Raw genomic sequence first — 23,276 nt, 5'->3', positions numbered from 1 at the left:
ATTATTTTAAGTACTTTTTTGATAGAATTTATAAGTTTTATTGTCTGAAATCTTCATTACCTTTGTTCTTACAATACGTTGTAATTGTTGTAATGGACTATATCTGTCAAAATTAACAATTATTGTGCCTAATATCGACTATGGAAAAAGAAAATATTTATATTCTAGGTATAGAGTCCTCATGTGATGATACTTCGGCTGCTGTATTATGTAACGATAGTATTTTAAGCAATGTTGTAGCAGATCAAAAAATACATTCAGAATATGGAGGAGTTGTACCAGAACTAGCCTCTAGAGCACATCAGCAAAATATTGTTCCTGTCGTACATCAAGCTTTAAAAAAGGCCAATATTGAAAAAGAGCAACTCAGTGCAATTGCCTTTACTCGTGGTCCAGGATTGATGGGATCACTCTTAGTAGGTACGTCTTTTGCAAAGTCCTTAGCGTATGGTTTGGATATTCCTTTGATAGATGTGAATCATATGCAAGCTCATATTTTAGCTCATTTTATTGATGAAGAAGATCACAACAAACCGCCTTTTCCGTTTTTAGCCATGACTATTTCTGGTGGTCACACACAAATTGTAAAAGTGAATGACTATTTTAATATGGAGGTTCTTGGTGAAACTATAGATGATGCCGTTGGAGAAGCTTACGATAAAAGTGGGAAAATATTAGGACTTGGTTATCCTGCAGGTCCAGAAATAGATAGAAGAGCTCAACTAGGAAATCCTAAAGCTTACAAATTCACCAAACCAAAAGTTGATGGACTAAATTTTAGTTTCTCTGGTCTTAAAACAGCTATTCTTTACTTTGTACAACGTGAAGTTAAAGCTAATCCAAATTTCATTGAAGAAAATCTCAATGATATCTGTGCTTCAATTCAGTATACCATTATCGGAATTTTAATGGATAAACTGAAACTCGCCGTAAAACAAACTGAAATAAAGTATATTGCTATTGGTGGTGGAGTGTCTGCAAATTCTGGAATTAGAAAAGCACTTAAAGATGGGGAACAAAAGTTTGGCTGGATAACCTACATCCCTAAATTTGAATATACTACAGATAACGCTGCTATGATTGCTATAGTTGGCTACCTAAAATACCTAAAGAAAGATTTTTCTGATTTTGATGTAATGGCAACTGCACGATTAAAAATTTGATTATCTGATATTTAAATCTCATATAGAAAGTTTATTTTTTAATTCTCTTAAATTTTAGTTTTTTTGTAGTTACCCTAACGTAACAAGTCCTACTAAAATGAAATATTGTTTACCGCTTTTACTATTTATTTCACTTTATGGCTTTTCTCAAAATTCACTTGAAAAAAATTTAGATTCAATTGCAAGTTCAGAAGACGCCAAAACTTTTTTGAAAGCTCATAAGCCCGAAGATGGCAAATTGTACACTTACAATAAAGAAAAGCACAAAACTCAATTAGCAAATGACCTTTTTAGACTTTCTAAAGGTGGGAAAAAAGTTGTTAAAACTGGCCTAAAAAAAACCTTCTATAAAGTCATCAACAAAGATATTGTTGACCATTATAAGTTCAGTTTTATCTTAATTGATGGCAAAACATCATCAAACAGATCTGCGAAAATTATACGTGATAAGATTCTAGCAGAATACAACAATGGCAAAAAATTTAGTGATTTGGCAAAACACCATTCCTCTGGTAACACTGCAAAAACTGACGGTGATGCTGGTTGGATAAAACAAGGGGAAATATCGGAAGCTTTTGACAAAGAAGCTTTCATAAAAACTCATACTCTAAATGATGTATTTAAAGTTGATGATGTTGAAAATAAAAAGTTTTATCTTGTAATGCGTACGGCAGATAAAAAACCTATTGAGGAAATTACGGTGTTAAGATTTACAGAAGAGATTTAAAAATTCATGCAACTATTTTACAATTCCGATATTTCAGAAAATGAAACCAATTTTAGCTTCGATAAAGAAGAAAGTCGACATATTGTAAAAGTACTCCGCAAAAGAATTGGAGATAAACTTCATATTACCAATGGTAAAGGTTGGTTGTTTGAAGGAGAGTTAACAACTGCTGATCAGAAGAACTGCATTGTTAATATCACCTCAAAATCAGTTCAAGAAAAACGACCTTACAGCCTACATCTTGCTGTTGCTCCCACAAAAATGAACGATCGTTATGAGTGGTTTTTAGAAAAAGCAACTGAAATAGGCATAGAAACTATTACACCAATTATTTGTGATCATAGCGAACGTAAAGTTATAAAGACAGAACGATTCGAAAAGATTATTCAATCGGCAATGAAGCAGTCATTGCAATGTTACAAGCCAATTCTTAATGAAGCTATTGCATTTCAAGATTTCATTTTAAATGAACTTGAAGGTCAAAAATTTATAGCGCATTGTGAAGAAACAGATAAAAAATCCCTAAAATCACAATTACAAGAAAACGGCAACTATACCATATTAATTGGACCGGAAGGTGACTTTAGCGTTAAAGAAATTGAAATTGCTTTGCAGCAGAATTACATTCCTGTAACTTTGGGAGACACACGATTACGAACTGAAACTGCTGCTATTGCTGCCTGTCATTCCGTGGCATTTTTAAATGAATAACATATGAAACTATTGTTCTCTGCTTTTTTATCACTTTTCGCTTTGTTACTTTTTTCACAAGAAGTCGCTGTTTTAAAATATAATGGTGGTGGAGATTGGTACAGTAATCCTACTGCTTTGCCAAATTTGGTAAAATATTGCAATAAGAATATCAATACTTCTATAGATGAAAATGTTCAAACTGTAGAAGTAGGAAGTACCGATATTTTTCAGTTTCCTTTTTTACATATGACAGGGCATGGTAATGTGTTTTTTAATGAAGACGATGCTATAAACCTCAGAAACTATTTAGTCTCAGGAGGTTTTCTTCATATTGATGATAATTACGGTATGGAGCCATATATAACCAAAGAACTAAAAAAGGTGTTTCCTAATAGTGAATTGGTTGAAATTCCAAAAAATCATGAAATTTTCAACACAGCATTTGAGTTCCCAAATGGATTACCCAAAATTCATGAGCATGATGGTAAAGCACCTCAGGCATTTGGTATATTTCAGGAAAGCAGATTAGTCTTACTTTTTACTTTTGAAAGTGATTTAGGTGATGGCTGGGAAGATGAAGAGGTACATAACGACCCGGAAGATGTTCGTGAAAAAGCCTTAAAAATGGGCGCTAATATTATTAAATATGCTTTTGAGAATTAATAATACTTCACTTATATGAAATTATCCTACCGCTGTAGCTCTTGTAAAAAAGATAATACTTTAAAAACGAAAGCTAAAAATAGACATGAATTACTTATGGAGTTAGGAAAAAACGAATTCCATGAAAGATGTAAACACTGTGGTAATTTCACGAAGAAACACATCAATAGACTTTATGCTGAGGACAATTACTCCTTAGTTTTAATAGGTTTCGTAGCCGCTGCAATTGCAACTATTCTTTTATGGGATTTAGGCTTTATTTCTAGTATAACCTTTAGTGTTCCTATTTGGTTTTGGATAGAAATGAAGAAAAAATCTAGTAGCTTTAACCGAACAATGGTAAAATAATTTTGAGTCAACTCACCCACTATAATTCAAATTTTAAAAAACAAAAACACCCAATAACATTGGTCTGCGATAATATTACTAACGCACCAAATATTGGTAGTTTATTTAGAGTTGCAGATGCTTTTGGTATCGAAGAAATAGTTTTTTGTGGTAATGATATTCCTCTAGGTAAACGCATGACTAAAACATCACGTTCTACAGAAAAATATGTGTCTTATAGAATTGAAAATAACATCTCAGAGGCTATAAACCATCTAAAAAAACAAGACTATCAGTTAATTGCATTAGAAATTACAGAAAACAGTATTGAATTAACCGATTTTAAATTGACTTCTAAACATCCTATTGCTCTAATTCTTGGTGATGAAAACTTTGGAGTTTCAGAAACAATTCTAAACAATGCTGATTTTGTACTTCATATTAACATGTATGGTAATAATAGTAGTATGAATGTTGTACAGGCTACAGGCATTACCTTATATGAGTTAACCAAACAGCTCAACTCATAATTTTTTATTACGTCGTTATACTATCAAAATATTTTAGCATCTTTGGGTATATTTAAGTTTTATGAACTCAAAAACTATTGCAAACGGCATTTTAAGAGCTTTAGGCGTTATTGTCGTTATAGCTTTAACTCTTATCTTTTTATATAAAATTCAGACTGTTATAGTCTATTTGGCCATCGCTGGAGTCTTATCGTTATTAGGAAGACCCGTTGTGATTTTTTTAGAACGAAAACTTAAATTTAACAACACAGTAGCTGTCATTGTTACTATGGTATTCTTTTTACTAATAATTACTGGAATAATTGGCATGTTTATTCCTTTAGTCATTGAGCAAGGACAAAATTTGTCCTTATTAGATGTAGACGACCTTCAAAGCAGTGTAGAAGATATTTATGTTAGTTGGATAGAACATTTTGGTATGAACGAACAGGACGTAGAATCTACGATTGAAGACTCTCAATTTCTTTCCAAAATGAATTTTAGCTTTGTTCCTAATTTTTTGAATTCAATTATAACCGGATTTGGCAGTTTTAGTATTGGTCTTTTTTCAGTTTTATTTATTCTCTTTTTCTTTCTAAAAGATAGCAAACTCTTTACTAATGCTATTTTAACCTTATTTCCTAAGAAAGAAGATACAAGACTAAAAAATACATTTTCAAAAATTAGAGATTTACTATCTAGATATTTTGGTGGATTATTACTTCAGATTTTGATTTTATTTACCATCTACTCTATTACGCTTTTTATATTTGGTATTGAAAATGCCATCGTAATTGCTACACTTTGTGCGCTGTTAAATATTATCCCTTATGTTGGGCCACTAATAAGCGCTGTCTTAATAATCTTACTGACTATTAGTAGTAATTTAGGTCAAGATTTCAGTAATGTTATTTTACCAAAAACCATGTATGTAATGATTGGTTTTATTATCGCCCAGCTAATCGATAATTTCTTCAGTCAACCATTTATATTTTCAACGAGTGTAAAATCACATCCATTAGAAATTTTCTTAATTATTATTATTTTCGGTTTACTTTTTGGAATGACCGGATTAATAATTGCAATCCCACTTTATACCTCAATTAAAGTGATTGCTAAAGAATTTTTCAGTGAATATAGAGTGGTAAAACGACTTACTAAAGACTTATAAATTTAGTTTGGATAAAACCATCTTAAATACTAAAATTCAAGAGTTTATAAATTCAAATATAAATTCAAATATTTCTGAATTATTATTGAAAGGTGTTCCTTTTAATGATGTTGACCCTAAAGCTGTTATAGAACAAATTGAAGCTAAAAAGCGCTCTCAAAAAAAGCTACCAACTTGGTTTAATACTAACAATATCTATTATCCTAACAAGCTTAATATTGAGCAAACTTCATCAGAAATTACAGCTTCTTATAAAGCAAATTTAATTTTTGGAAAATCACTTATTGATATTACAGGAGGGTTGGGAATTGACTGTTATTTCTTTTCTAAAAAAGTTGACGAGCTTACGCATTGTGAAATAAATGAAGAACTTTCCTCTATTGCAAAACACAACTATAAACAACTTGGAGTTACAAATATTTCATGTATTAAAGACAGTGGAATAGACTTTTTAGAAAACACTGACAAAGTATTTGACTGGATTTATATAGACCCTTCAAGACGAGATAATAGTAAACAAAAAGTTTTTCTATTAAGTGATTGCACACCTGATGTAGAGAAACTTCAAAATTTATTTTTTCAAAATGCTAAAAATGTGATGATAAAAACATCACCTTTATTGGATTTTTCTGCAACTATTGATGTTTTAGATTACATTAAAGAGATACACGTTGTTGCAGTAAATAATGAAGTTAAAGAGCTTTTATGGATCTTAGAGAAAGATTACACCAAAGATATTCTTGTAAAAACCATCAATTTACAAAAAGAATCAAATCAAGTATTTGACTTCAAAATTGAGGAAGAAAGTTTTGCTATAGCTGAATATTCAAAACCGCTAAATTATCTGTATGAGCCTAATTCAGCAATCTTAAAATCGGGCGCTTTCAATTCAATTAGTGACAAACTGAAGCTGAAAAAACTACATAAGCACTCACATCTTTACACCTCTGTAGATTTATTTGAGTTTCCTGGTAGATCTTTCAAAATAGAAAAATGTATAGATTTCAATAAAAAAGCAATCTTAAAAGAAGGTATTAAGAAAGCTAATATCACTACCAGAAATTTCCCTATATCAGTAAATGATATTCGAAAAAAATTCAAAATTAAAGATGGTGGTGAAAACTATATTTTTTTCACCACCGATCTTAATAACTCAAAAATTGTAATTATCTGTTCTAAAGTGACGTAGGTATATAAGACACGATTTGATTACTACTGTTCACTTCTATATCAAAAGCCATGCAGTTATCCATCTGTATTATCACTTTGTCATCACTAACCAATGTAGTCTGACTTGCAAGTTCAAAAAGAACTTCTCCCTGCGGAAAACTAGCCCATGATGTGGTAGAGCTTGGTGGAATGTTTGGTATTGATACCAAAACTACACCGTCACTATCTAATACATTCAAATCGAACGTAGCCGTACCGTTATTAACAACTCTGGTAATTGGGTCATCATCTACACAAGGAACTAATGTAGAGTTTTGAACTTCGAAATCTATTACCTCTTCATCTTCCATTGGAGAAGTGCAGGTAAGGAACATAGCTGTAAGCCCTAAAAAAGGCATTAGCCTAAGTAGGTTTTTCATTGGTTAAAAGTTTAATAACAAATAAGTTGCAACAACCTATTTATTTCAATTTGGGATGACAAACATATAAATCAAAAATTAAACTACCGATAAAAAGAAGTATTTTTTCGACGAAATGCACTTTTTTTATAGTGAAATCAATAAAAATGAGCGTCTGAAAATGCGAAATATTCATTTTCGGTAAAATTCAAGCGGGTATTTAGACCTGTAAAAAGACTAAAAGCAGGTAGAATAATTAATTCATTTGTAACAATATAAGATGGTAATTTTATCTTTTGTTTGCCCTTACCCTTAATTAGCACTCCAGGGTGCAGATGACCGGATATTTTAATAGTTTCATCTCTTTTATGAGAAGGGTCGTGCAAAAAAGTAAATGGTGTAGACTCTAATTCATTCACAAATTTAATGCTGAAATCATCCATCAAAACATCTGGTAATCTATCATGGTTTCCTTTTACCAAAATGATTTCAAGATTTTGATGTTTTAGCAACCATCTTTTAAATGATTTTAAGTCAACATTAGCTTCAGCATGAAATAAATCACCCACAACAATCATTTTCTCTGGCTTAAATTTCATCAGAAGCGCATCCAATCTTTCTAAATCTTTTTTTAAGATATCATCTGGAATTGGAATACCATGTTTTCTAAAGTGAGCTGTTTTACCAATATGAAGATCAGATAGTATAAGTACATTTTCACGTTTCCAAAAGATGGCTCGCTGTGTTGTTAACGTTAGCGTCTCATTCCTGACTAAAATATCCTTACAAACAATCATTTAATCTATTTTCAACGCTTGGGCTTTAATACGCTCTATACGTTTTTCTAAACTTTCATTACTCATCGTTCCTCTCAAACTATCGACTTTTAAAGGAAAGCTCAAAGGTGTAAAAGATTTAGCAAATTCTATAATTATTTTACTTTTTGATATGCGCTCAAAAGCCGCTTGCAGTCTAACCTCTTCCAATTGTTGATTGAATACTTCTGTATAGGCTTGTTTTAAAAGTAAATTATCTGGCTCGTAATCTTCTAAAACTCTAAAAATCAAACCCGAAGAAGACTGTAAACTCTTATTTTTTTTTCGTGTTCCAGGTTGCGATTGTACCACAAGTCCTGCAATTACAGCAATATCTCTAAACTTTCGTGATGCCATTTCTGAAGCATTGATACTTGCTATAACATCATCCATAAGATTTTCTTTGCTTAAAAGCATCTCTATATTTTCTTTTGAAACAGGAATAGGCTGATCGCTCAGCAATTCAAAACCATAATCATTCATAGCAATAGTGAAAGTCATTGGTTTTATTTTGCTAATTCTATAAGCCATTAAAGCCGAAAAGACCTCATGAACCAACCGACCTTCAAATGGATACATAAACAAATGATATCCATCCTTAGTTTCTATCATTTCTACTAAAAATTCATCATTTTTAGGTATGTGCGAATGATTTTCCTGTCTAGCGACTAAGGGATTGAGAAATCGTAATTCTTTCTCTAATCTTCCAGGTTGAAGTGCATCTGATAACTTTAATCTCAAGTAATGACTCAAATTAGATGTTAACGGTAAACGTCCACCAAGCCAGCTTGGAGACACAGCCTTTTTCGCTTTACTTTTTCTAACCAAAACCGTCATATCCTTAATGGTAACCAATTCAAGAATTCGGCCAGCCAAGACAAAGCTATCGCCTGGTTTTAGCTTAGAAACAAAAAACTCCTCAATCATACCAACATAACCACCAGAAAAGTATTTCACTTTAAGATTAACTTCACTCACAATGGCACCTATATTCATCCGATGGAGCATGCTAATTCGTCTACTTTTTACTTTATACCTACCGTTTTCTTCTCGAATAACTTTATGAAACTCTTCGTAAGACGATAAGGTTTTACCTCCTTTAGTTATAAAATGAAGGCACCAAAGCCATTCCTCTTCTGTCAAATATTGAAACGCATGTGTCTCTTTAATTCTCTGAAATAGTAAGTCTTTATCAAATCCCTCACCAACGGCAAGCGTTACCATAAATTGAACCAAAACATCAAAAGTTAAGACCATGGGATCTCTAGTTTCCACTTGTTGCTCTTTTATAGCTGTTTTTAATGCAGAAACTTCAACCAGTTCTAAAGAATGTGTTGGTACAAAGTATATTTTTGAGCGTTCGTAAGGCGAATGACCACTACGACCTGCGCGCTGTATAAATCTAGCGATACCTTTTGCAGAACCAATTTGAATAACACAATCAACGGGTTTAAAATCTACACCAAGATCTAGTGAAGATGTACAAACAACTGCCTTTAGATATCCTGAAGAAATACTATCTTCAATCCAGTTTCGTAATTTTTTATCAATCGATCCATGATGTATAGCCAATAAACCCGCTAAATCTGGTTGAGCATTTAATAATAATTGGTACCATAATTCGGCTTGTCCTCTAGTATTGGTAAAAATTAATGTTGTGGTATTAGTCTCTATAATTGGTAGAATTTTATTTACCATTTTGGCTCCTAAATGTCCAGCCCAAGGCAAAACTTCTATTTCATCCGGTAATACCGAAATAACATCTAATTTCTTTTTTTGCTTAGCTACAATTTGTGTTGTTTTAAGATTAGAATAAGGTAACAGAACGTTTTTAGCTTCCTCTAAATTCCCTATGGTTGCTGTAATTCCCCAAATCTTGAGTTTTGGTGAATATTGTCTTAATTGAGAAATCGCTAACTCGGTTAAACCCCCTCGCTTGTTTCCTAGCAATTCATGCCATTCATCAATAGCGACACACTTTACATTTTTGAACCATCTTGAATTTTTTTTCTGAGAAAAAAGCAAATGCATGGTTTCTGGAGTGGTAAGTAATACGTCTGGCATTAAACGTTCTTGTTGTCGCCTAATTTTAGTTGGAGTATCTCCATTTCTAACTTCAACAGACCAATCTAAACCAATATCCTCAACAGCCTTTGTCATGGCTTTTGCTAAATCTTTAGCTAAAGACCTCAATGGACTTATCCATAATAATTTTAAGCCTTTTTCATATTTTTCAGGGTGATTTAGGTAATCTATTACAACAGCTAAAAAAACGGAAAACGTTTTACCAAAACCAGTAGGCGCTACAACCATACCACTATAACCATTAGCATAGCGCTCCCAAGTTTTTAACTGGAAAGGAAATGGTGTTTGGCTTTGTTCTACCATCCACTTGTTTATAATTTGCAGACCTGTACTTTCCTTAAAATTACTCAAGATGCCGTGATTAATTGTTTTACTGTTTCTATAGTATCTATCTCTTCTACAGGCTTGTCTTTTCTCCATCTAGAAATTCTTGGAAAACGTAAAGCGACACCAGATTTATGTCGATTGCTTAAAGCGATACCTTCAAAAGCAATTTCAAAAACCAGTTCTGGTTTTACAGTTCTTACTGGTCCAAATTTTTCAATTGCATTTTTATTAACCCAACGAGAAATTTCGGTAATTTCTTTATCTGTCAATCCTGAATAGGCTTTTGCCACAGTAACTAAACCATCATCGTTTTTAACCGCAAAAGTATAATCTGTATATTTTGAACTGCGTCTACCACTACCCTTTTGGGCATAAATCATAACAGCATCAATAGTTAGTGGATCTACCTTCCATTTCCACCAATCTCCCTTTTTTCTTCCTGTATGATATGGAGATGCTTTTTGTTTTAGCATTAATCCTTCACTGTTGATTTGTCTAGAATTGTTTCTGATATCATGTAAATCTTCCCATTTATAAAATTTCACCAAAAACGATAATTTCACTGAATTCGGAAGTGCAACTAACTGAAATATTTGTTCTAAAATATGACGTCTTTTTACGAAAGCTTCACTTCGAATATCTTCTTCATTGTATTCAAGTATATCATAAGCATAAAAACCAATAGGCACTTCTTCTAAAAGTTTCTTAGTGACGTTTTTTCGATTCAAACGCTTTTGTAAATCATTAAATAATAAAACATCGTTATCCTTTGTAGCCAAAATTTCTCCATCGATTACAAAGTCGTCTTTAAAATTTGAAAAAGCCTCAACCAATTCAGGAAATTGTTTAGTGACCAACTCTTCACCTCGAGACCAAATAAAAATTTCGTTATTTCTATTCACAATTTGCCCTCGAATACCATCCCATTTTTGTTCAACAATCCAATCCTCTGGATTTCCTAATTCATTTGGCTCTTTTTCTAAAGCATAAGCAAGACAGAAAGGGTAAGGTTTAGAATTATCATAATTTATATGTGAACCATGAATTAACTCTTCAAATGAAATATCCTCCACCTGCCATTGGCCAATAATACTATGCATCAACCGGTTGGGTTCTATATTAGTGAGCTTCGCCAAAGCATTAACCAATGTTTTTTTTGAAACTCCAATTCTAAAACTTCCTCCGATTAACTTATTAAAAATCAATCGTTCTTGTTGATTCAAACCAGACCAAGCCTCTAAAACAAAAGCTTTCTTTTCTTCTTCAGATTTAGGTTTTAAAGCTTTGAGCTCTTTCATCCATTCGTATAATGATAAGTTTAACTTATGAGTAGGTTCTGGTAAAAGCAAAGCAATAGTCTCTCCCAAATCACCAACAGTACTATAACTCTCAAGAAATAACCATTCTGGCAATTCCGTTATTTCCATGCACCACTGTTTCATTAAGGATGTTTTTACTGGTCTTGAAGGACGTTTTCCTGAGAACAACGCAATGACCCAAAGCTTATCTTTATCTGGTGCAACCTTAAAATACTCCACCAATGCATCAATTTTTGCATTGGTCTTGTTTGTGATTTCAATTGAACTTATGAGATTAGAAAACTGTTTCATTCTGGATTAGAGTTTTCAGATTCTAAAACAGCATCATTTAGCGCTTCATCTCCATATTCAGTCTTTAGTTCATTGGCTTTAATTCCTATTTCGTTTAAATATTTTGAAAAAACAGCCTGAGAACCATGTGTGACATAAACCTGTTCTGCCTCGGTAGCTTTAACAGCAGAAATCAGTCCGTTCCAGTCTGCATGATCACTAATAGCGAAACCTGCATCTACAGACTGCCAGCGCTTATTACCTCGTATTTGCATCCAACCAGAACAGCTTGCTGTAGCTGCACTAGGTACACGTTTTAACATACGAGAACCCAACAAAGCCGGAGGAGCAATGATTATCTTATTTTGCAAAACTTTTTTGTCTAAATCAGCTGACCATAATTTAGTTTCAGGCAAATCTATTCCTGAACTTTTTATAGCTTCATTAAGATTATGTATAGACCTATGAACAAATATCTCATCCACTCCATCAACAAGCGATAATAAACGCTGAGCCTTACCTAAAGAATATCCAAACAAGACTGAAGTTCTATTATTGGCTTGATTATTCAATATCCAGCTGTGTAATTCTTCTCGTAGCTGTGTTTCTGATTTCCAATTATAAATAGGCAATCCAAAAGTGCTTTCCGTTATAAAAGTATTGCATTTTATTGGCTGAAATGGTATGGTAATAAAATCTGGCTGTGTTTTATAATCACCAGAAAACACCACGACATAACCTTGATACTCTAATCGGATTTGAGCAGAACCGATAACATGTCCTGCAGAATGAAAACTTACTTTAACACCATTGATAGTTATAGACTCGTTGTATGGCAGACTTTCTACTTTTATATCACCGCCTAAACGATGTTTCAAAATGGCTTTAGATTCATACGTACATAAATAGTTCTTCATTCCCCAACGTGCATGATCTGCATGTCCATGAGAAATTATAGCGTAGTTGACCGGTTGCCAAGGGTCTAAATAAAATTTTCCTTTTGGACAATAGATACCTTTCTGTGTGAATTTTACTAAATTCATAATAACAATTAGAAGCTACAAGCTATAAAAAATGGCTAATAGTAATTAGTAAATTAGAGTTAAAGTTTAATTCATTTACAGAAAGCCTTTTTGAGCGATGAGCATATCATCACCCCAAAGTTTTACAAGGAATGATATGTCTATTGGAAAGAAGGATGAAGAGCCATCAGGATTATATTTTACTGGACATTCAATCCTAGCATTATCAATAATTCTACATTTGTTCTGGTTATTATCCGAAATGATAATATCCTCAGAGTCCAACTTTTGATATACTTTTTGAAGATCTATAATAGCAAATTTCAGAAAGTCTGAAGCCGATTTCACTTCAGATTTAGAAGCGTCAATTATTCCATAAGTGAAATAATGGGCTTTCATTTTGTAATATTCCGATTCTTGACGGTCTTCAATTTTGTTTTCATCGCGTCGGTATCGAATTGTAAAATCTGAAAACTCTTGGTACTTACTTTCTCTAAAACGTTCTTGAACTGTTTTGATTTGATTATCCTTTCTAAAAATATAATCGATACCGTCTGTCATATCAATATATTTAGCATAATCTCTTCTAAGTTGAACTTTTTGCCAATCTATAGGTTTATAAATAAGTGGCAGTGCTAATTTTTGGTGCACATAATCTGTAAAAGCTCTATCGTTTTTATACTTAGACATCTAGCTCTTAAAGTAAAGCTATTTAAGTTATAAAAACAAAAAAGCCTTACTAGAATTAGTAAGGCTTTTTGTGATCGAACGTAAAGATTTTATTACTCTTGTTTTTCAAATAGCAAAATTTATTTTAAAAAGGCATATTTTAAAGAATTTAATGATAACCATAAGTAGTGTGTTTTGGCAAATTCCAAATCATTTAATTTTTGATTATCATCGAAAAAATCTTTGGTAGCTTTTTCTAAAACTTCAATATCACTTTTATTATCAGGCAAGCAATAATAACCTATATAATTTGTATCTGTTCTTCCCAATTTAACAAGTAAGGCAACCGTCCTTTCTTCTTCTAATAGGATAAATTTATATATTGTAATTGATCTTTCAGCTCCATTTAATTTTTGAGTTATCGTTGGACAAGCTAATGAAATACGATAACCATTCTTAATATCTCTTCCTGTTTCTAAATCTAATTTATATCCTTTAGTAAGATAATTATATTCCGTCATTGTAGTTTGCCCTACACAAATTTGGAAAAAAAATGAAATTGACATAAAGAAGAGTAATTTCCTCATAGTGAATAAGTTTTGGTTAATATATTGTAAACTTACATTATCAAGAATTAACAAACAAAAAACATTGATAAATAATGATTTAAATATTGAGAGTGTAATCAAAAAAAAAGCCTTACTGTAATTAGTAAGGCTTTTTGTGATCGCGACAGGATTCGAACCTGTGACCGTCTGCTTAGAAGGCAGATGCTCTATCCAGCTGAGCTACGCGACCATTCAATCACAAAAGTGATGAAAACTCATAAAAGTCGGGGTGGCAGGATTCGAACCTGCGACCTCCGCGTCCCAAACGCGGCGCGATAACCGGGCTACGCTACACCCCGAAATTGGTTATCTGTTGCGGAGAGACCGGGACTCGAACCCGGGCAGCACTTACGCGCTGACAGATTAGCAATCTGCTCCATTACCACTCTGGCACCTCTCCTTGCAATATTTAAAGAACTTATCCTGAAATTGCGGATGCAAATGTAAACTTTCATATTAAAGTTCGCAACAATTTTTCTGAGTTTTTTTGGATTAAATATTATGACTTGTCAATATATATTTAATCTTGCTATTCAGGGTACTCAATTCTAAGGTGATAGATGTTTGCTAACTTATGTTTTAATACTTTTTTTATGGATTGAATTTCCTTAAAAGTAATATTAGCATTCAAAAATTGTCCACTTTCCATCTGCTTATCAATTATGTTTTCTACAAATTCATTGAGTTTTGTGGTTGTTGGCTCCTTCAAGCTTTTCGATGCAGCCTCTAAACTATCGCACATCATTAAAATTGCTGTCTCTTTACTAAATGGTTTTGGTCCAGGATATTTAAAATCTTCAACATTTACATTCTCATTCACAGATTTTTCTTTCATATAGAAATAATAAACCAAACTTGTGCCGTGATGTGTTCTTATAAAGTCAATTACTCTATCTGGTAAGTTATTTTTTTTAGCTATTTCTATACCCTTTATAGTATGACCAATAATAATCTTAGCACTTTCTAAATTCGATAATTCATTATGTGGATTGATTCCGGTACTTTGATTTTCGGTGAAGTACGTTGGATTTTTCATTTTACCAATATCATGATACAAAGCTCCTACCCTTACAAGCATTGCATTAGCTCCAATTTCATTTGCAGAAGCTTCTGCTAAATTAGCTACATTTAATGAATGGTGAAATGTTCCTGGTGCTCTGTTTGAAAGTTCCTTTAGTAATTTGGTATTTGTATCAGAAAGTTCTAAAAGAGATACATCAGATACTAATCCAAAAATCTTTTCATACATATATATTAGCGGCTGAACAAAAAGCGTTGCTAAACCACAAAGTACAAACAAGCCAAATGTTTCCCATTTCATACCTGTTAGTTGTCCTTCGTGAATAACAAAGAATGCAAAATAAGCTATAATATAAATAAAAGTAATTTGTCCTACAGAAATAAAGAGATTTGCTCTTTTGTACAGCTCTGATACGGTGAGTATAGTTACGATTCCAGCAATAATCTGTAAGAACATATATTCGTAACTATTCGGTACTATAAAACCTAAAAGCAACACTGTAAGTACGTGAGAAAACAGACCAAGTCTCGCATCAAAAAAGGCCTTTAAAACCAAAGGTAATATACATAGTGGTACAACATAGATATATTGCGAATTGTAATTGATAACCACAGTTGTTAAGGTTATCATTAACGCAATATTGAAGAATATGAATGTTACTTTGGTATTGTTTTGAAATACTTCAATCCTGTATTTCCTTAGGAATAACAGAAGCATAAGAAGTGTTAAAGCCACCAGTAAGGTGTAAGCGACCAAAACCCAATTATAATTAGCGGTATTCCATGTTTGTGATTCGTATTCGGACTTTAAAGAATCAAGAATATCGAATTGGTCATCTTCTACAACTTGTCCTTTTGAAACAATGAGCTGATCTTTCTCTATACTTCCTCTAGTCAGGGAAATTTTTGATAATTCTTCATCTAAAACCTGTTTGGTAAGATTCTCGTTGAGTGTAACATTAGGCTTAACGACATCAAAAAAAACAGATATCATTTTTTTCTTTCTGTCATCTGAAATATTTTTACTAAACTCTTGATCTATAAGCTTTCTTAAGCTATTTAATTCATAAAGATCACCATATAGCAACTCTTTTTGCACTGTATTAGAAGACGCTAGAATTACCTGTTTTTTATCCGGATAACTATATTCAAAATCTAAAACTCCATTGTTGTAAAGCTTATTAATGAACTCTTTTCCCTTAACATATAATTCAGCATCTTGAATTTTCAAATAACTAGAGTCTTTAAATGTCTGATTAAAATACTGAACATAATCAGATACCACTTCCTTTTTTACTTCAAGATCTGCATCGAAATAAACAGGACTATTTCTTTCTACTTCAACCTTTTCTTTATCAATTTCTTGCTGTGATTTTTTAATAGCAAAATTGAATGGTGCATATAAATTTTCAGATTGCCATGGCTTTCCTTTTTCAAAAGAATACCTAAATTTTCCTGTTTTTGGAAAAAGGTAAACAATAAAAAACGTGGTAACTACAAACAACAAAACCTTGTATATTAAGGCATGATTTTTATACCATTTATTTAGAAGTGTATTCATATACAATCAAATGTAATAAATAATAAAATTTTAGAACGCTATAATATGTAATACATTCCGAATTCTCTTAAAAAATGATTAATTTCGCAGCTACTAATATAAACACAAACATAATGAACAAGGAGGTTGTAATAGTTTCTGCCGTTAGAACACCAATAGGAAGTTTTTTGGGAAGTTTATCTAGCGTGCCTGCACCAAAATTAGGAGCAGTAGCAATAAAAGCTGCACTAGAAAAAATAAACTTAAAACCAGAAATGGTAGAAGAAGTTTTAATGGGTAACGTTGTCCAAGCTGGAACAGGTCAAGCACCAGCAAGACAAGCTGCTATTTATGCTGGCATACCTAATACAGTACCTTGTACAACTATTAATAAAGTTTGTTCTTCTGGAATGAAAGCTGTTATGCAAGCTGCCCAAGCCATACAACTAGGTGATGCTGAAGTGATTGTTGCTGGCGGAATGGAAAACATGAGTTTAATACCTCATTATTACCATGCACGTAGTGCTACAAAATTCGGTCCCGCTACTCTTGAGGATGGTATGCAGAAAGACGGTTTAGTAGATGCATACGACAATAACGCTATGGGTGTTTGTGCTGATGCTTGTGCTGTTGAATATAATTTCTCTAGAGAAGATCAAGATGCTTTTGCTGTTCAATCTTATGAGAGATCTAAAGCTGCTTGGGATAATGGAAAATTTAAAGATGAAGTTATTTCTGTTGAAGTTCCTCAAAGACGTGGAGAGCCTATTATATTTAACAAAGACGAAGAGTACACTAATGTAAAAATGGATAAAATTCCTGCTTTACGTCCTGCATTTACAAAAGATGGTACCGTAACAGCAGCTAATGCTTCTACAATAAATGATGGTGCTGCTGCACTAGTGTTAATGAGTAAAGAAAAAGCTGAAAGTCTTGGACTTAAACCTTTAGCGACTATTAAAAGTTATGCTGATGCTGCTCATGAACCAGAATGGTTTACAACAGCTCCTGCAAAAGCATTACCAAAAGCTTTAGCTAAAGCTAATGTAGATATTAAAGATGTTGACTATTTTGAATTCAACGAAGCTTTTTCAGTTGTTGGATTAGCAAATATGAAAATATTAGGATTAGAAGATAGCAATGTTAATGTCAATGGTGGTGCTGTTTCTTTGGGTCATCCACTTGGATGCTCAGGAGCAAGAATTCTTGTTACTCTAATTAATGTTTTACAACAAAATGATGCCAAATATGGTGCTGCAGCTATCTGTAATGGTGGTGGTGGTGCTTCAGCAATGGTATTAGAACGCGCTTAAATTTCTTTTATGCAATACGGCATCTGCAATCTCGGGATTGTACCTATTCGATTAGAGCCTAGCGATACTAGTGAAATGGTAACGCAAGCCCTATATGGTGATGCTTTTAAAGTATTGGAGCAAAGAAAAAAATGGAGTCGTATACGATTTACTTTTGATAAGTATGAGGGTTGGATTGATAACAAACAATATCTAGAAATCCAAGAATCCGACTATGATGAATTATTAAATTCAGAATTAAAGCTTTCAAAAGACTTAATAGAGTTTGTTTCAAATCCTAGTAATAATCAATTATACCCAATTCCTATTGGTTCAAACTTACGAGGATTAGCCTTATTGGGTCATGAATTTGATGGTACAGCAATTACAGGTAAAAAAGATAAATCTGAAATTATTAAAACCTCATTTTTATTTTTAAACTCCCCATATCTGTGGGGAGGAAAAACACCTTTCGGTATTGATTGCTCTGGTTTTACTCAAATGGTTTACAAGCTTAATGGTCATAAACTCTTAAGAGATGCTTCTCAACAAGCAACTCAAGGTGAAGCTTTGAGTTTTATAGAAGAAAGCGAACCTGGGGATTTAGCCTTTTTTGATAATGCCGAAGGTAATATTATTCATGTTGGTATTATTATGGAAGATAATTACATCATTCATGCACATGGTAAAGTTCGTATTGACCGATTAGATCATAGTGGTATTTATAACGTAGACAAAAATACCCATACTCATAAGTTGCGGGTCATTAAGAAAATTATATAATAAAAAAGCGACTTAGTTTTAAGTCGCTTTTTTATTATATAATTGAAATTTCTAATTAGTTACCAGCAGCCGAAGCTTCCATTTCTGCAACTTTAGTTTTCATTTCTTTAAATTTTTCAGTTTCTCCTAATGCACTATATATGTTCATTAATGTTCTAGCTGCATTAATATTGGTTTTTTTCAATTCTAAAGCTTTTTTTAAGTAAGGAATGGCCTCATGATAAAGTTCAGAACGTTTTTCTTTTAATTCATCATATCTTTTGTTATCAGCAGAACTAGTACCAAGATTATTCATCTCTTCAACTATAGCTGCTTCACCTTGTAATATAGCTACAGCTAAATTATTATATGCATCAATATAATTAGGGTCAATTTCTAAAGCTTTATTATAATATTTTTTTGAAGCCTCTAAATTTCCACCTTCGGCTGCTAAAACACCCAAATTATATTGTAACTCTGCATTATTAGGATCTTTTTTTGTTGCCTCTTCCATTAAAGCTTTGAACTTTTCTTTATTGCCCATTTTAAGATATACATTCGCTTCAGACAATAAAAGACCTAAATCATCAGGATTTTCAGCTCTAGCATCAGCCATTGCCCCTAGTGCTTTTTCATTTTCTCCTTTCTGAACGTAAATCAGAGCTATATTCTTAACTATTTCCGCTGTCTTAGATTCACTTTTAGCATCTCTTGGTGTACTATAGCTACTACCTTTAGCTGCTATATCTCTCATTGATTTACTACTAAATAATTCCTCCTCGCCAGTTGATGTATTTGTTGCATAATAATCTGTTCTTTCCCCTTTAAAGCCTAAGTTTTTAAGCTGAATATAATAATCTAAAGCTCTATCATAGTCTTGATCGGTAACAGCTGAAGATGCAGCATAATACAAATAAAGCGTATCTTTAGGAGACATCTTATACACTTTTTCGAATTTAGTTGCAGCAGATTTATAATTCTTATTTTCAAAATCTTTATTAGCTTTTGTTAGAAAAGAATTAACCATATTGTTTTTCATTTCATTAGCTTCATCAGTATACTTTAACTTACCCATTGAAGATTCTAAATCCTTAAGCTTATCTAAGCTTGTTATTGCTTTATCAATGTCAGCATCAGATCCTGCACCGTTAGCATATAATGCTTGTGCTTTTAGGAAATAGAATTTTGCTTTTGACTTATCGTCCATATTGCCTTCCAAAGCTTCTGCTGCAGCAACTGCAGACTTAGCGTCAGCGAAATTCGATTTCTTAAGCGCTTTTTCTATATCCTTAATTTCATTTTTCTGTGCAAAGGACATTGATGTTACTGCTAATAATAGCATTAATGTCATTAATTTTTTCATCTCGTATTAAATAATTTTATTGTTAATTTTAGTTTTCAGTTTCATTATTATCAATAGCCGTGCCATCCTCATTAAGTTCACCCTTTTCAAGCTCTTCAGACTCTTCGTCATCCTTCATAACCTTAGCAACCGCAGCGATAGAATCGTTACCTTTTAGATTAATTAATCTAACTCCTTGAGTAGCTCTTCCCATAACTCTAAGATCTGCCACCTCCATACGAATAGCGATTCCTGATTTGTTAATAATCATTAAATCATCATCATCCGTAACGTTCTTTATAGATACTAAGTTACCTGTCTTTTCTGTAATAGATATGGTCTTTACACCTTTTCCACCTCTGTTTGTGATTCTGTAATCATCCAAACTAGAGCGTTTACCATATCCATTTTCAGAAACCACTAAGATATTGCTTTCAAAGTCATCAACAGCAACCATTCCTATTACCTCATCGTTATCATTTGCTAAAGTTATACCTCTAACACCTGAAGCGTTTCTTCCCATTGGTCTGGTTTTAGCTTCTTCGAAACGAATTGCTTTACCTGACCTAAGTGCTAACATTACCTGACTTTCGCCAGTTGTTAATTTTGCTTCTAACAATTCATCATCTTCACGAATAGTAATTGCGTTAATACCATTAGTACGAGGTCTAGAATATTGTTCTAATGATGTTTTCTTAACCTGACCTTTTTTCGTTGCCATTATGACATAATGACTGTTGATGTAATCTTCATCCTTAAGATCTTGTGTACAGATAAATGCCATTACCTTATCATCTTGTTCTATATTAATAAGGTTTTGAATAGCTCTACCTTTTGAAGTCTTAGAACCTTCCGGAATTTCATAAACTCGCATCCAGAAACATTTTCCTTTTTGAGTAAAGAACAACATATACTGGTGGTTTGTACCAACAAATAGATGCTCTAAGAAATCTTCATTACGAGTTGTTGAAGCTTTTTGCCCAACACCTCCTCTATTTTGAGTTTTGTATTCTGTTAAAGAGGTACGTTTAATATAACCAGCGTGAGAAATAGTAATCACTACTTTTTCATCTGGAATCATATCTTCAATGCTTAAATCTCCACCAGCATATTCAATTACAGAACGACGCTCATCACCATATTTATCACGGATAACCTCAAGCTCTTCCTTAATGATATCCATACGACGTTCTTTTTTGTCTAAAATATCTTTAAGGTCTTCAATGGTTTTCATTAACTCTTCATACTCTGCTCTTAACTTGTCTTGTTCTAGACCTGTTAACTGACGTAATCGCATTTCTACGATAGCCTTAGCTTGTATTTCAGTAAGTTTAAAGCGTTCTATTAATTTTTCTCTAGCTTCTTCTGCATTTGCAGATGCTCTGATTAAAGCAATTACTTCATCAATATTATCAGAAGCGATGATTAATCCTTCTAATATATGAGCTCTTTCTTCTGCCTTGCGTAATTCGTATTTTGTACGTCTTACAACCACTTCGTGTCTGTGTTCTACGAAATAGTGAATTAAATCCTTAAGATTTAAAAGTTGTGGACGACCATTTACTAATGCAATGTTATTTACACTAAAAGAAGACTGTAAAGCCGTATACTTATATAATTTATTAAGTACGATGTTAGGAATGGCATCACGCTTTAAAACGTACACAATACGCATCCCTTTTCTATCAGACTCATCTCTAATGGTAGATATACCTTCAAGCTTTTTATCATTAACCAAGTCAGCAGTCTTTTTAATCATATCTGCTTTATTAACTTGGTAAGGAATTTCATTTACAATAATACACTCACGTCCGTTTACTTCTTCAATATTGGCTTTACCACGCATTACAATTCTACCACGACCAGTATGAAATGCTTCTTTAACACCATCGTAGCCATAGATTGTTCCTCCTGTTGGAAAATCTGGCGCTTTAATGTGCTGCATTAACTCATCAACTTCAATATCATTGTTGTCGATATAAGCAATGGTTCCATTAACAACTTCAGTAAGGTTGTGAGGTGGCATATTGGTTGCCATACCAACGGCTATACCAGAAGCACCATTAACTAATAAACCTGGAATACGTGTAGGTAAAACTGTTGGTTCTTCTAAGGTATCATCAAAATTAAGTTTATGGTCTACAGTTTCTTTATCAATATCTGCTAACATTTCTTCAGAAATCTTCTGCATTCTAGCCTCTGTATAACGCATTGCAGCAGGACTATCTCCATCTACAGAACCAAAGTTACCCTGACCATCTACTAACATATATCGTAAACTCCATTCCTGAGCCATACGTACCATAGTATCATAAACCGAAGTATCTCCGTGAGGGTGGTACTTACCCAAAACCTCACCTACGATTCTTGCTGATTTCTTGTGTGCTGAATTTGCTCTAACACCTAGTTCGTGCATACCGTAAAGTACACGTCTGTGAACAGGTTTTAGGCCATCTCTTACATCTGGTAACGCACGTGACACAATGACCGACATTGAATAATCAATGTAGGCTGATTTCATTTCATCTTCAATGTTAATCGGAATGAGTTTTTCTCCTTCTGCCATATATAAAATTTATTAGATTTTTTTGTATATATACAAGACTAAATACTTGTATACTGTATTGTTATTAATATTTTTTATTCTTTAAAATCATAGATATCAACCCCATCATATCGAATAGTTTTAATAGAAATATCATCAGGAATTAAAGGTGAAAAAGTAATTAGAATAAACTTTTTTTTATTCTTTTTTAGCTTGAAGTCAAATTTATCACAATAAATTTTGTTCAGGTTATTAGCCTGACATAAATTTGGGGTGTAAACAGTTGATTTCTCATCTACTAGCTGAAACTTTGCTAAATCTAAACTCTGTGTAATTTTAGTGATATTTTTCATCCTAATCATCATCTCCAAAAATTTATAACCTTTTTCTGCCTTTTCCACATTAGTCCCTGTAGGTGTTGTACTTATTTCAACTCTTTTGCTGAATAATATACCTGTAGAAAAAGCTTCTATAGATTCAGTTATTTTAAATTTATCTTCTATTCCAATGTTTTTTTGCGAAAACGATAATAGAGGCACAATTAGTAATATTAAAAATGTTTTCTTCATTAATTCTTTATTAATTTTTTTTAAAATTAAACTGACAGAAATAGTTAATTGATTCAAGTTATTGAATAAATTTTATTACTTAATAAACGCTAATTTCCTATAAGTTTTCAAAACGTGCTAATATAACCAATTTAGTAGTGTTTAAAGCACTTTTAAAAGTCTAATTTAGGAGTTTTTATTAACAATTTTTAATATCTTTTTCGTTAATAAGTATCATTGAATTTGCTTTGATTTAAAATGCTTTTTTAGTCTATTCGTTAAACCATTTTA

21 protein-coding genes and 3 tRNA genes are annotated in these 23,276 nt (G+C 32.6%); 10 read left to right on the top strand and 14 right to left on the bottom strand.

Going from position 1 to position 23,276, the window contains the following annotated elements:
- The first annotated feature begins 140 nt into the window (after nt 1–140).
- The 8 genes from tsaD to AC2H4K_RS15830 all read left to right on the top strand — a co-directional run bounded on the left by tsaD (nt 141) and on the right by AC2H4K_RS15830 (nt 6,442).
- Complete coding sequence (tsaD, locus tag AC2H4K_RS15865; RefSeq protein WP_281139559.1) at nt 141–1,163, top strand: tRNA (adenosine(37)-N6)-threonylcarbamoyltransferase complex transferase subunit TsaD; 1,023 nt, start codon at nt 141–143, stop codon at nt 1,161–1,163.
- Between the two features lie 97 nt (nt 1,164–1,260).
- Nucleotides 1,261–1,890, top strand: coding sequence for a peptidylprolyl isomerase (locus AC2H4K_RS15860; protein ID WP_281139560.1), 630 nt, complete (start codon nt 1,261–1,263; stop codon nt 1,888–1,890).
- 6 nt (nt 1,891–1,896) lie between these two features.
- Nucleotides 1,897–2,601 carry a 16S rRNA (uracil(1498)-N(3))-methyltransferase gene (locus AC2H4K_RS15855; RefSeq protein ID WP_281139561.1) on the top strand — a complete coding sequence of 235 codons (705 nt, stop codon included), beginning with the start codon at nt 1,897–1,899 and terminating at the stop codon, nt 2,599–2,601.
- A gap of 3 nt (nt 2,602–2,604) precedes the next feature.
- Complete coding sequence (locus AC2H4K_RS15850) at nt 2,605–3,246, top strand: DUF4159 domain-containing protein (RefSeq protein WP_281139562.1); 642 nt, start codon at nt 2,605–2,607, stop codon at nt 3,244–3,246.
- A gap of 15 nt (nt 3,247–3,261) precedes the next feature.
- Complete coding sequence (locus AC2H4K_RS15845; RefSeq protein WP_281139563.1) at nt 3,262–3,594, top strand: hypothetical protein; 333 nt, start codon at nt 3,262–3,264, stop codon at nt 3,592–3,594.
- 2 nt (nt 3,595–3,596) lie between these two features.
- Nucleotides 3,597–4,103: a TrmH family RNA methyltransferase gene (locus AC2H4K_RS15840; protein WP_281139564.1), complete on the top strand. Its 507-nt coding sequence runs from the start codon at nt 3,597–3,599 to the stop codon at nt 4,101–4,103.
- Between the two features lie 61 nt (nt 4,104–4,164).
- Nucleotides 4,165–5,253: an AI-2E family transporter gene (locus tag AC2H4K_RS15835; RefSeq protein WP_281139565.1), complete on the top strand. Its 1,089-nt coding sequence runs from the start codon at nt 4,165–4,167 to the stop codon at nt 5,251–5,253.
- A gap of 7 nt (nt 5,254–5,260) precedes the next feature.
- Nucleotides 5,261–6,442 (top strand): class I SAM-dependent methyltransferase, encoded by a 1,182-nt coding sequence (locus tag AC2H4K_RS15830; protein ID WP_281139566.1) that lies wholly within the window; start codon nt 5,261–5,263, stop codon nt 6,440–6,442.
- Here the strand turns inward: AC2H4K_RS15830 and AC2H4K_RS15825 are convergent.
- The 11 genes from AC2H4K_RS15825 to AC2H4K_RS15775 form a co-directional block, all read right to left on the bottom strand.
- A complete protein-coding gene (locus AC2H4K_RS15825; protein WP_281139567.1) occupies nt 6,429–6,842 on the bottom strand; it encodes a hypothetical protein in 414 nt (137 codons plus the stop codon). The two genes, AC2H4K_RS15830 and AC2H4K_RS15825, sit on opposite strands and share 14 nt — an antisense overlap.
- A 137-nt stretch (nt 6,843–6,979) precedes the next feature.
- A complete protein-coding gene (pdeM, locus tag AC2H4K_RS15820) occupies nt 6,980–7,618 on the bottom strand; it encodes a ligase-associated DNA damage response endonuclease PdeM (protein WP_281139568.1) in 639 nt (212 codons plus the stop codon).
- Entirely contained in the window at nt 7,619–10,141 is a 2,523-nt protein-coding gene (locus AC2H4K_RS15815) for a ligase-associated DNA damage response DEXH box helicase (RefSeq protein WP_348634892.1), read from the bottom strand.
- Nucleotides 10,069–11,658: an ATP-dependent DNA ligase gene (locus AC2H4K_RS15810; RefSeq protein WP_281139569.1), complete on the bottom strand. Its 1,590-nt coding sequence runs from the start codon at nt 11,656–11,658 to the stop codon at nt 10,069–10,071. Before AC2H4K_RS15810 ends, AC2H4K_RS15815 begins: the two co-directional genes overlap by 73 nt.
- Nucleotides 11,655–12,680, bottom strand: a complete 1,026-nt coding sequence (locus tag AC2H4K_RS15805) for a ligase-associated DNA damage response exonuclease (RefSeq protein ID WP_281139570.1) — start codon at nt 12,678–12,680, stop codon at nt 11,655–11,657. The genes AC2H4K_RS15810 and AC2H4K_RS15805 overlap by 4 nt, the downstream gene beginning before the upstream one ends.
- 75 nt (nt 12,681–12,755) lie before the next feature.
- The gene (locus AC2H4K_RS15800; RefSeq protein WP_281139571.1) at nt 12,756–13,349 is read right to left on the bottom strand and encodes a hypothetical protein; all 594 of its coding nucleotides are present in this window, start codon (nt 13,347–13,349) and stop codon (nt 12,756–12,758) included.
- 119 nt (nt 13,350–13,468) lie between these two features.
- Nucleotides 13,469–13,915: a hypothetical protein gene (locus AC2H4K_RS15795; protein ID WP_281139572.1), complete on the bottom strand. Its 447-nt coding sequence runs from the start codon at nt 13,913–13,915 to the stop codon at nt 13,469–13,471.
- A 137-nt stretch (nt 13,916–14,052) separates the two neighbouring features.
- Nucleotides 14,053–14,126: transfer RNA gene (locus AC2H4K_RS15790), tRNA-Arg, on the bottom strand.
- Between the two features lie 34 nt (nt 14,127–14,160).
- Nucleotides 14,161–14,235, bottom strand: a tRNA-Pro gene (locus AC2H4K_RS15785).
- Nucleotides 14,236–14,252: 17 nt separating this feature from the next.
- A tRNA-Ser gene (locus tag AC2H4K_RS15780) sits at nt 14,253–14,336 on the bottom strand.
- Between the two features lie 129 nt (nt 14,337–14,465).
- Entirely contained in the window at nt 14,466–16,517 is a 2,052-nt protein-coding gene (locus AC2H4K_RS15775; RefSeq protein WP_281139573.1) for an HD family phosphohydrolase, read from the bottom strand.
- A gap of 113 nt (nt 16,518–16,630) precedes the next feature.
- Between AC2H4K_RS15775 and AC2H4K_RS15770 the strand changes: the two genes are divergently transcribed.
- Together AC2H4K_RS15770 and AC2H4K_RS15765 are read left to right on the top strand one after the other, a co-directional pair.
- Nucleotides 16,631–17,809, top strand: a complete 1,179-nt coding sequence (locus AC2H4K_RS15770; protein ID WP_281139574.1) for an acetyl-CoA C-acyltransferase — start codon at nt 16,631–16,633, stop codon at nt 17,807–17,809.
- A 9-nt stretch (nt 17,810–17,818) separates the two neighbouring features.
- Nucleotides 17,819–18,571 (top strand): C40 family peptidase, encoded by a 753-nt coding sequence (locus tag AC2H4K_RS15765; protein ID WP_281139575.1) that lies wholly within the window; start codon nt 17,819–17,821, stop codon nt 18,569–18,571.
- Between the two features lie 55 nt (nt 18,572–18,626).
- Here the strand turns inward: AC2H4K_RS15765 and AC2H4K_RS15760 are convergent, their stop codons facing one another.
- The 3 genes from AC2H4K_RS15760 to AC2H4K_RS15750 all read right to left on the bottom strand — a co-directional run bounded on the left by AC2H4K_RS15760 (nt 18,627) and on the right by AC2H4K_RS15750 (nt 23,063).
- Entirely contained in the window at nt 18,627–19,913 is a 1,287-nt protein-coding gene (locus AC2H4K_RS15760) for a tetratricopeptide repeat protein (protein WP_281139576.1), read from the bottom strand.
- Nucleotides 19,914–19,941: 28 nt separating this feature from the next.
- Complete coding sequence (gene gyrA, locus AC2H4K_RS15755) at nt 19,942–22,458, bottom strand: DNA gyrase subunit A (RefSeq protein WP_281139577.1); 2,517 nt, start codon at nt 22,456–22,458, stop codon at nt 19,942–19,944.
- A gap of 74 nt (nt 22,459–22,532) precedes the next feature.
- The gene (locus AC2H4K_RS15750) at nt 22,533–23,063 is read right to left on the bottom strand and encodes a DUF4352 domain-containing protein (protein ID WP_281139578.1); all 531 of its coding nucleotides are present in this window, start codon (nt 23,061–23,063) and stop codon (nt 22,533–22,535) included.
- Nucleotides 23,064–23,276 lie beyond the last annotated feature (213 nt).

This window comes from Winogradskyella sp. 266wxhm, assembly GCF_058964685.1.
The sequence above is the reverse complement of the archived record's forward strand: the minus strand, read 5'-3'. Positions and strand labels throughout refer to the sequence as shown.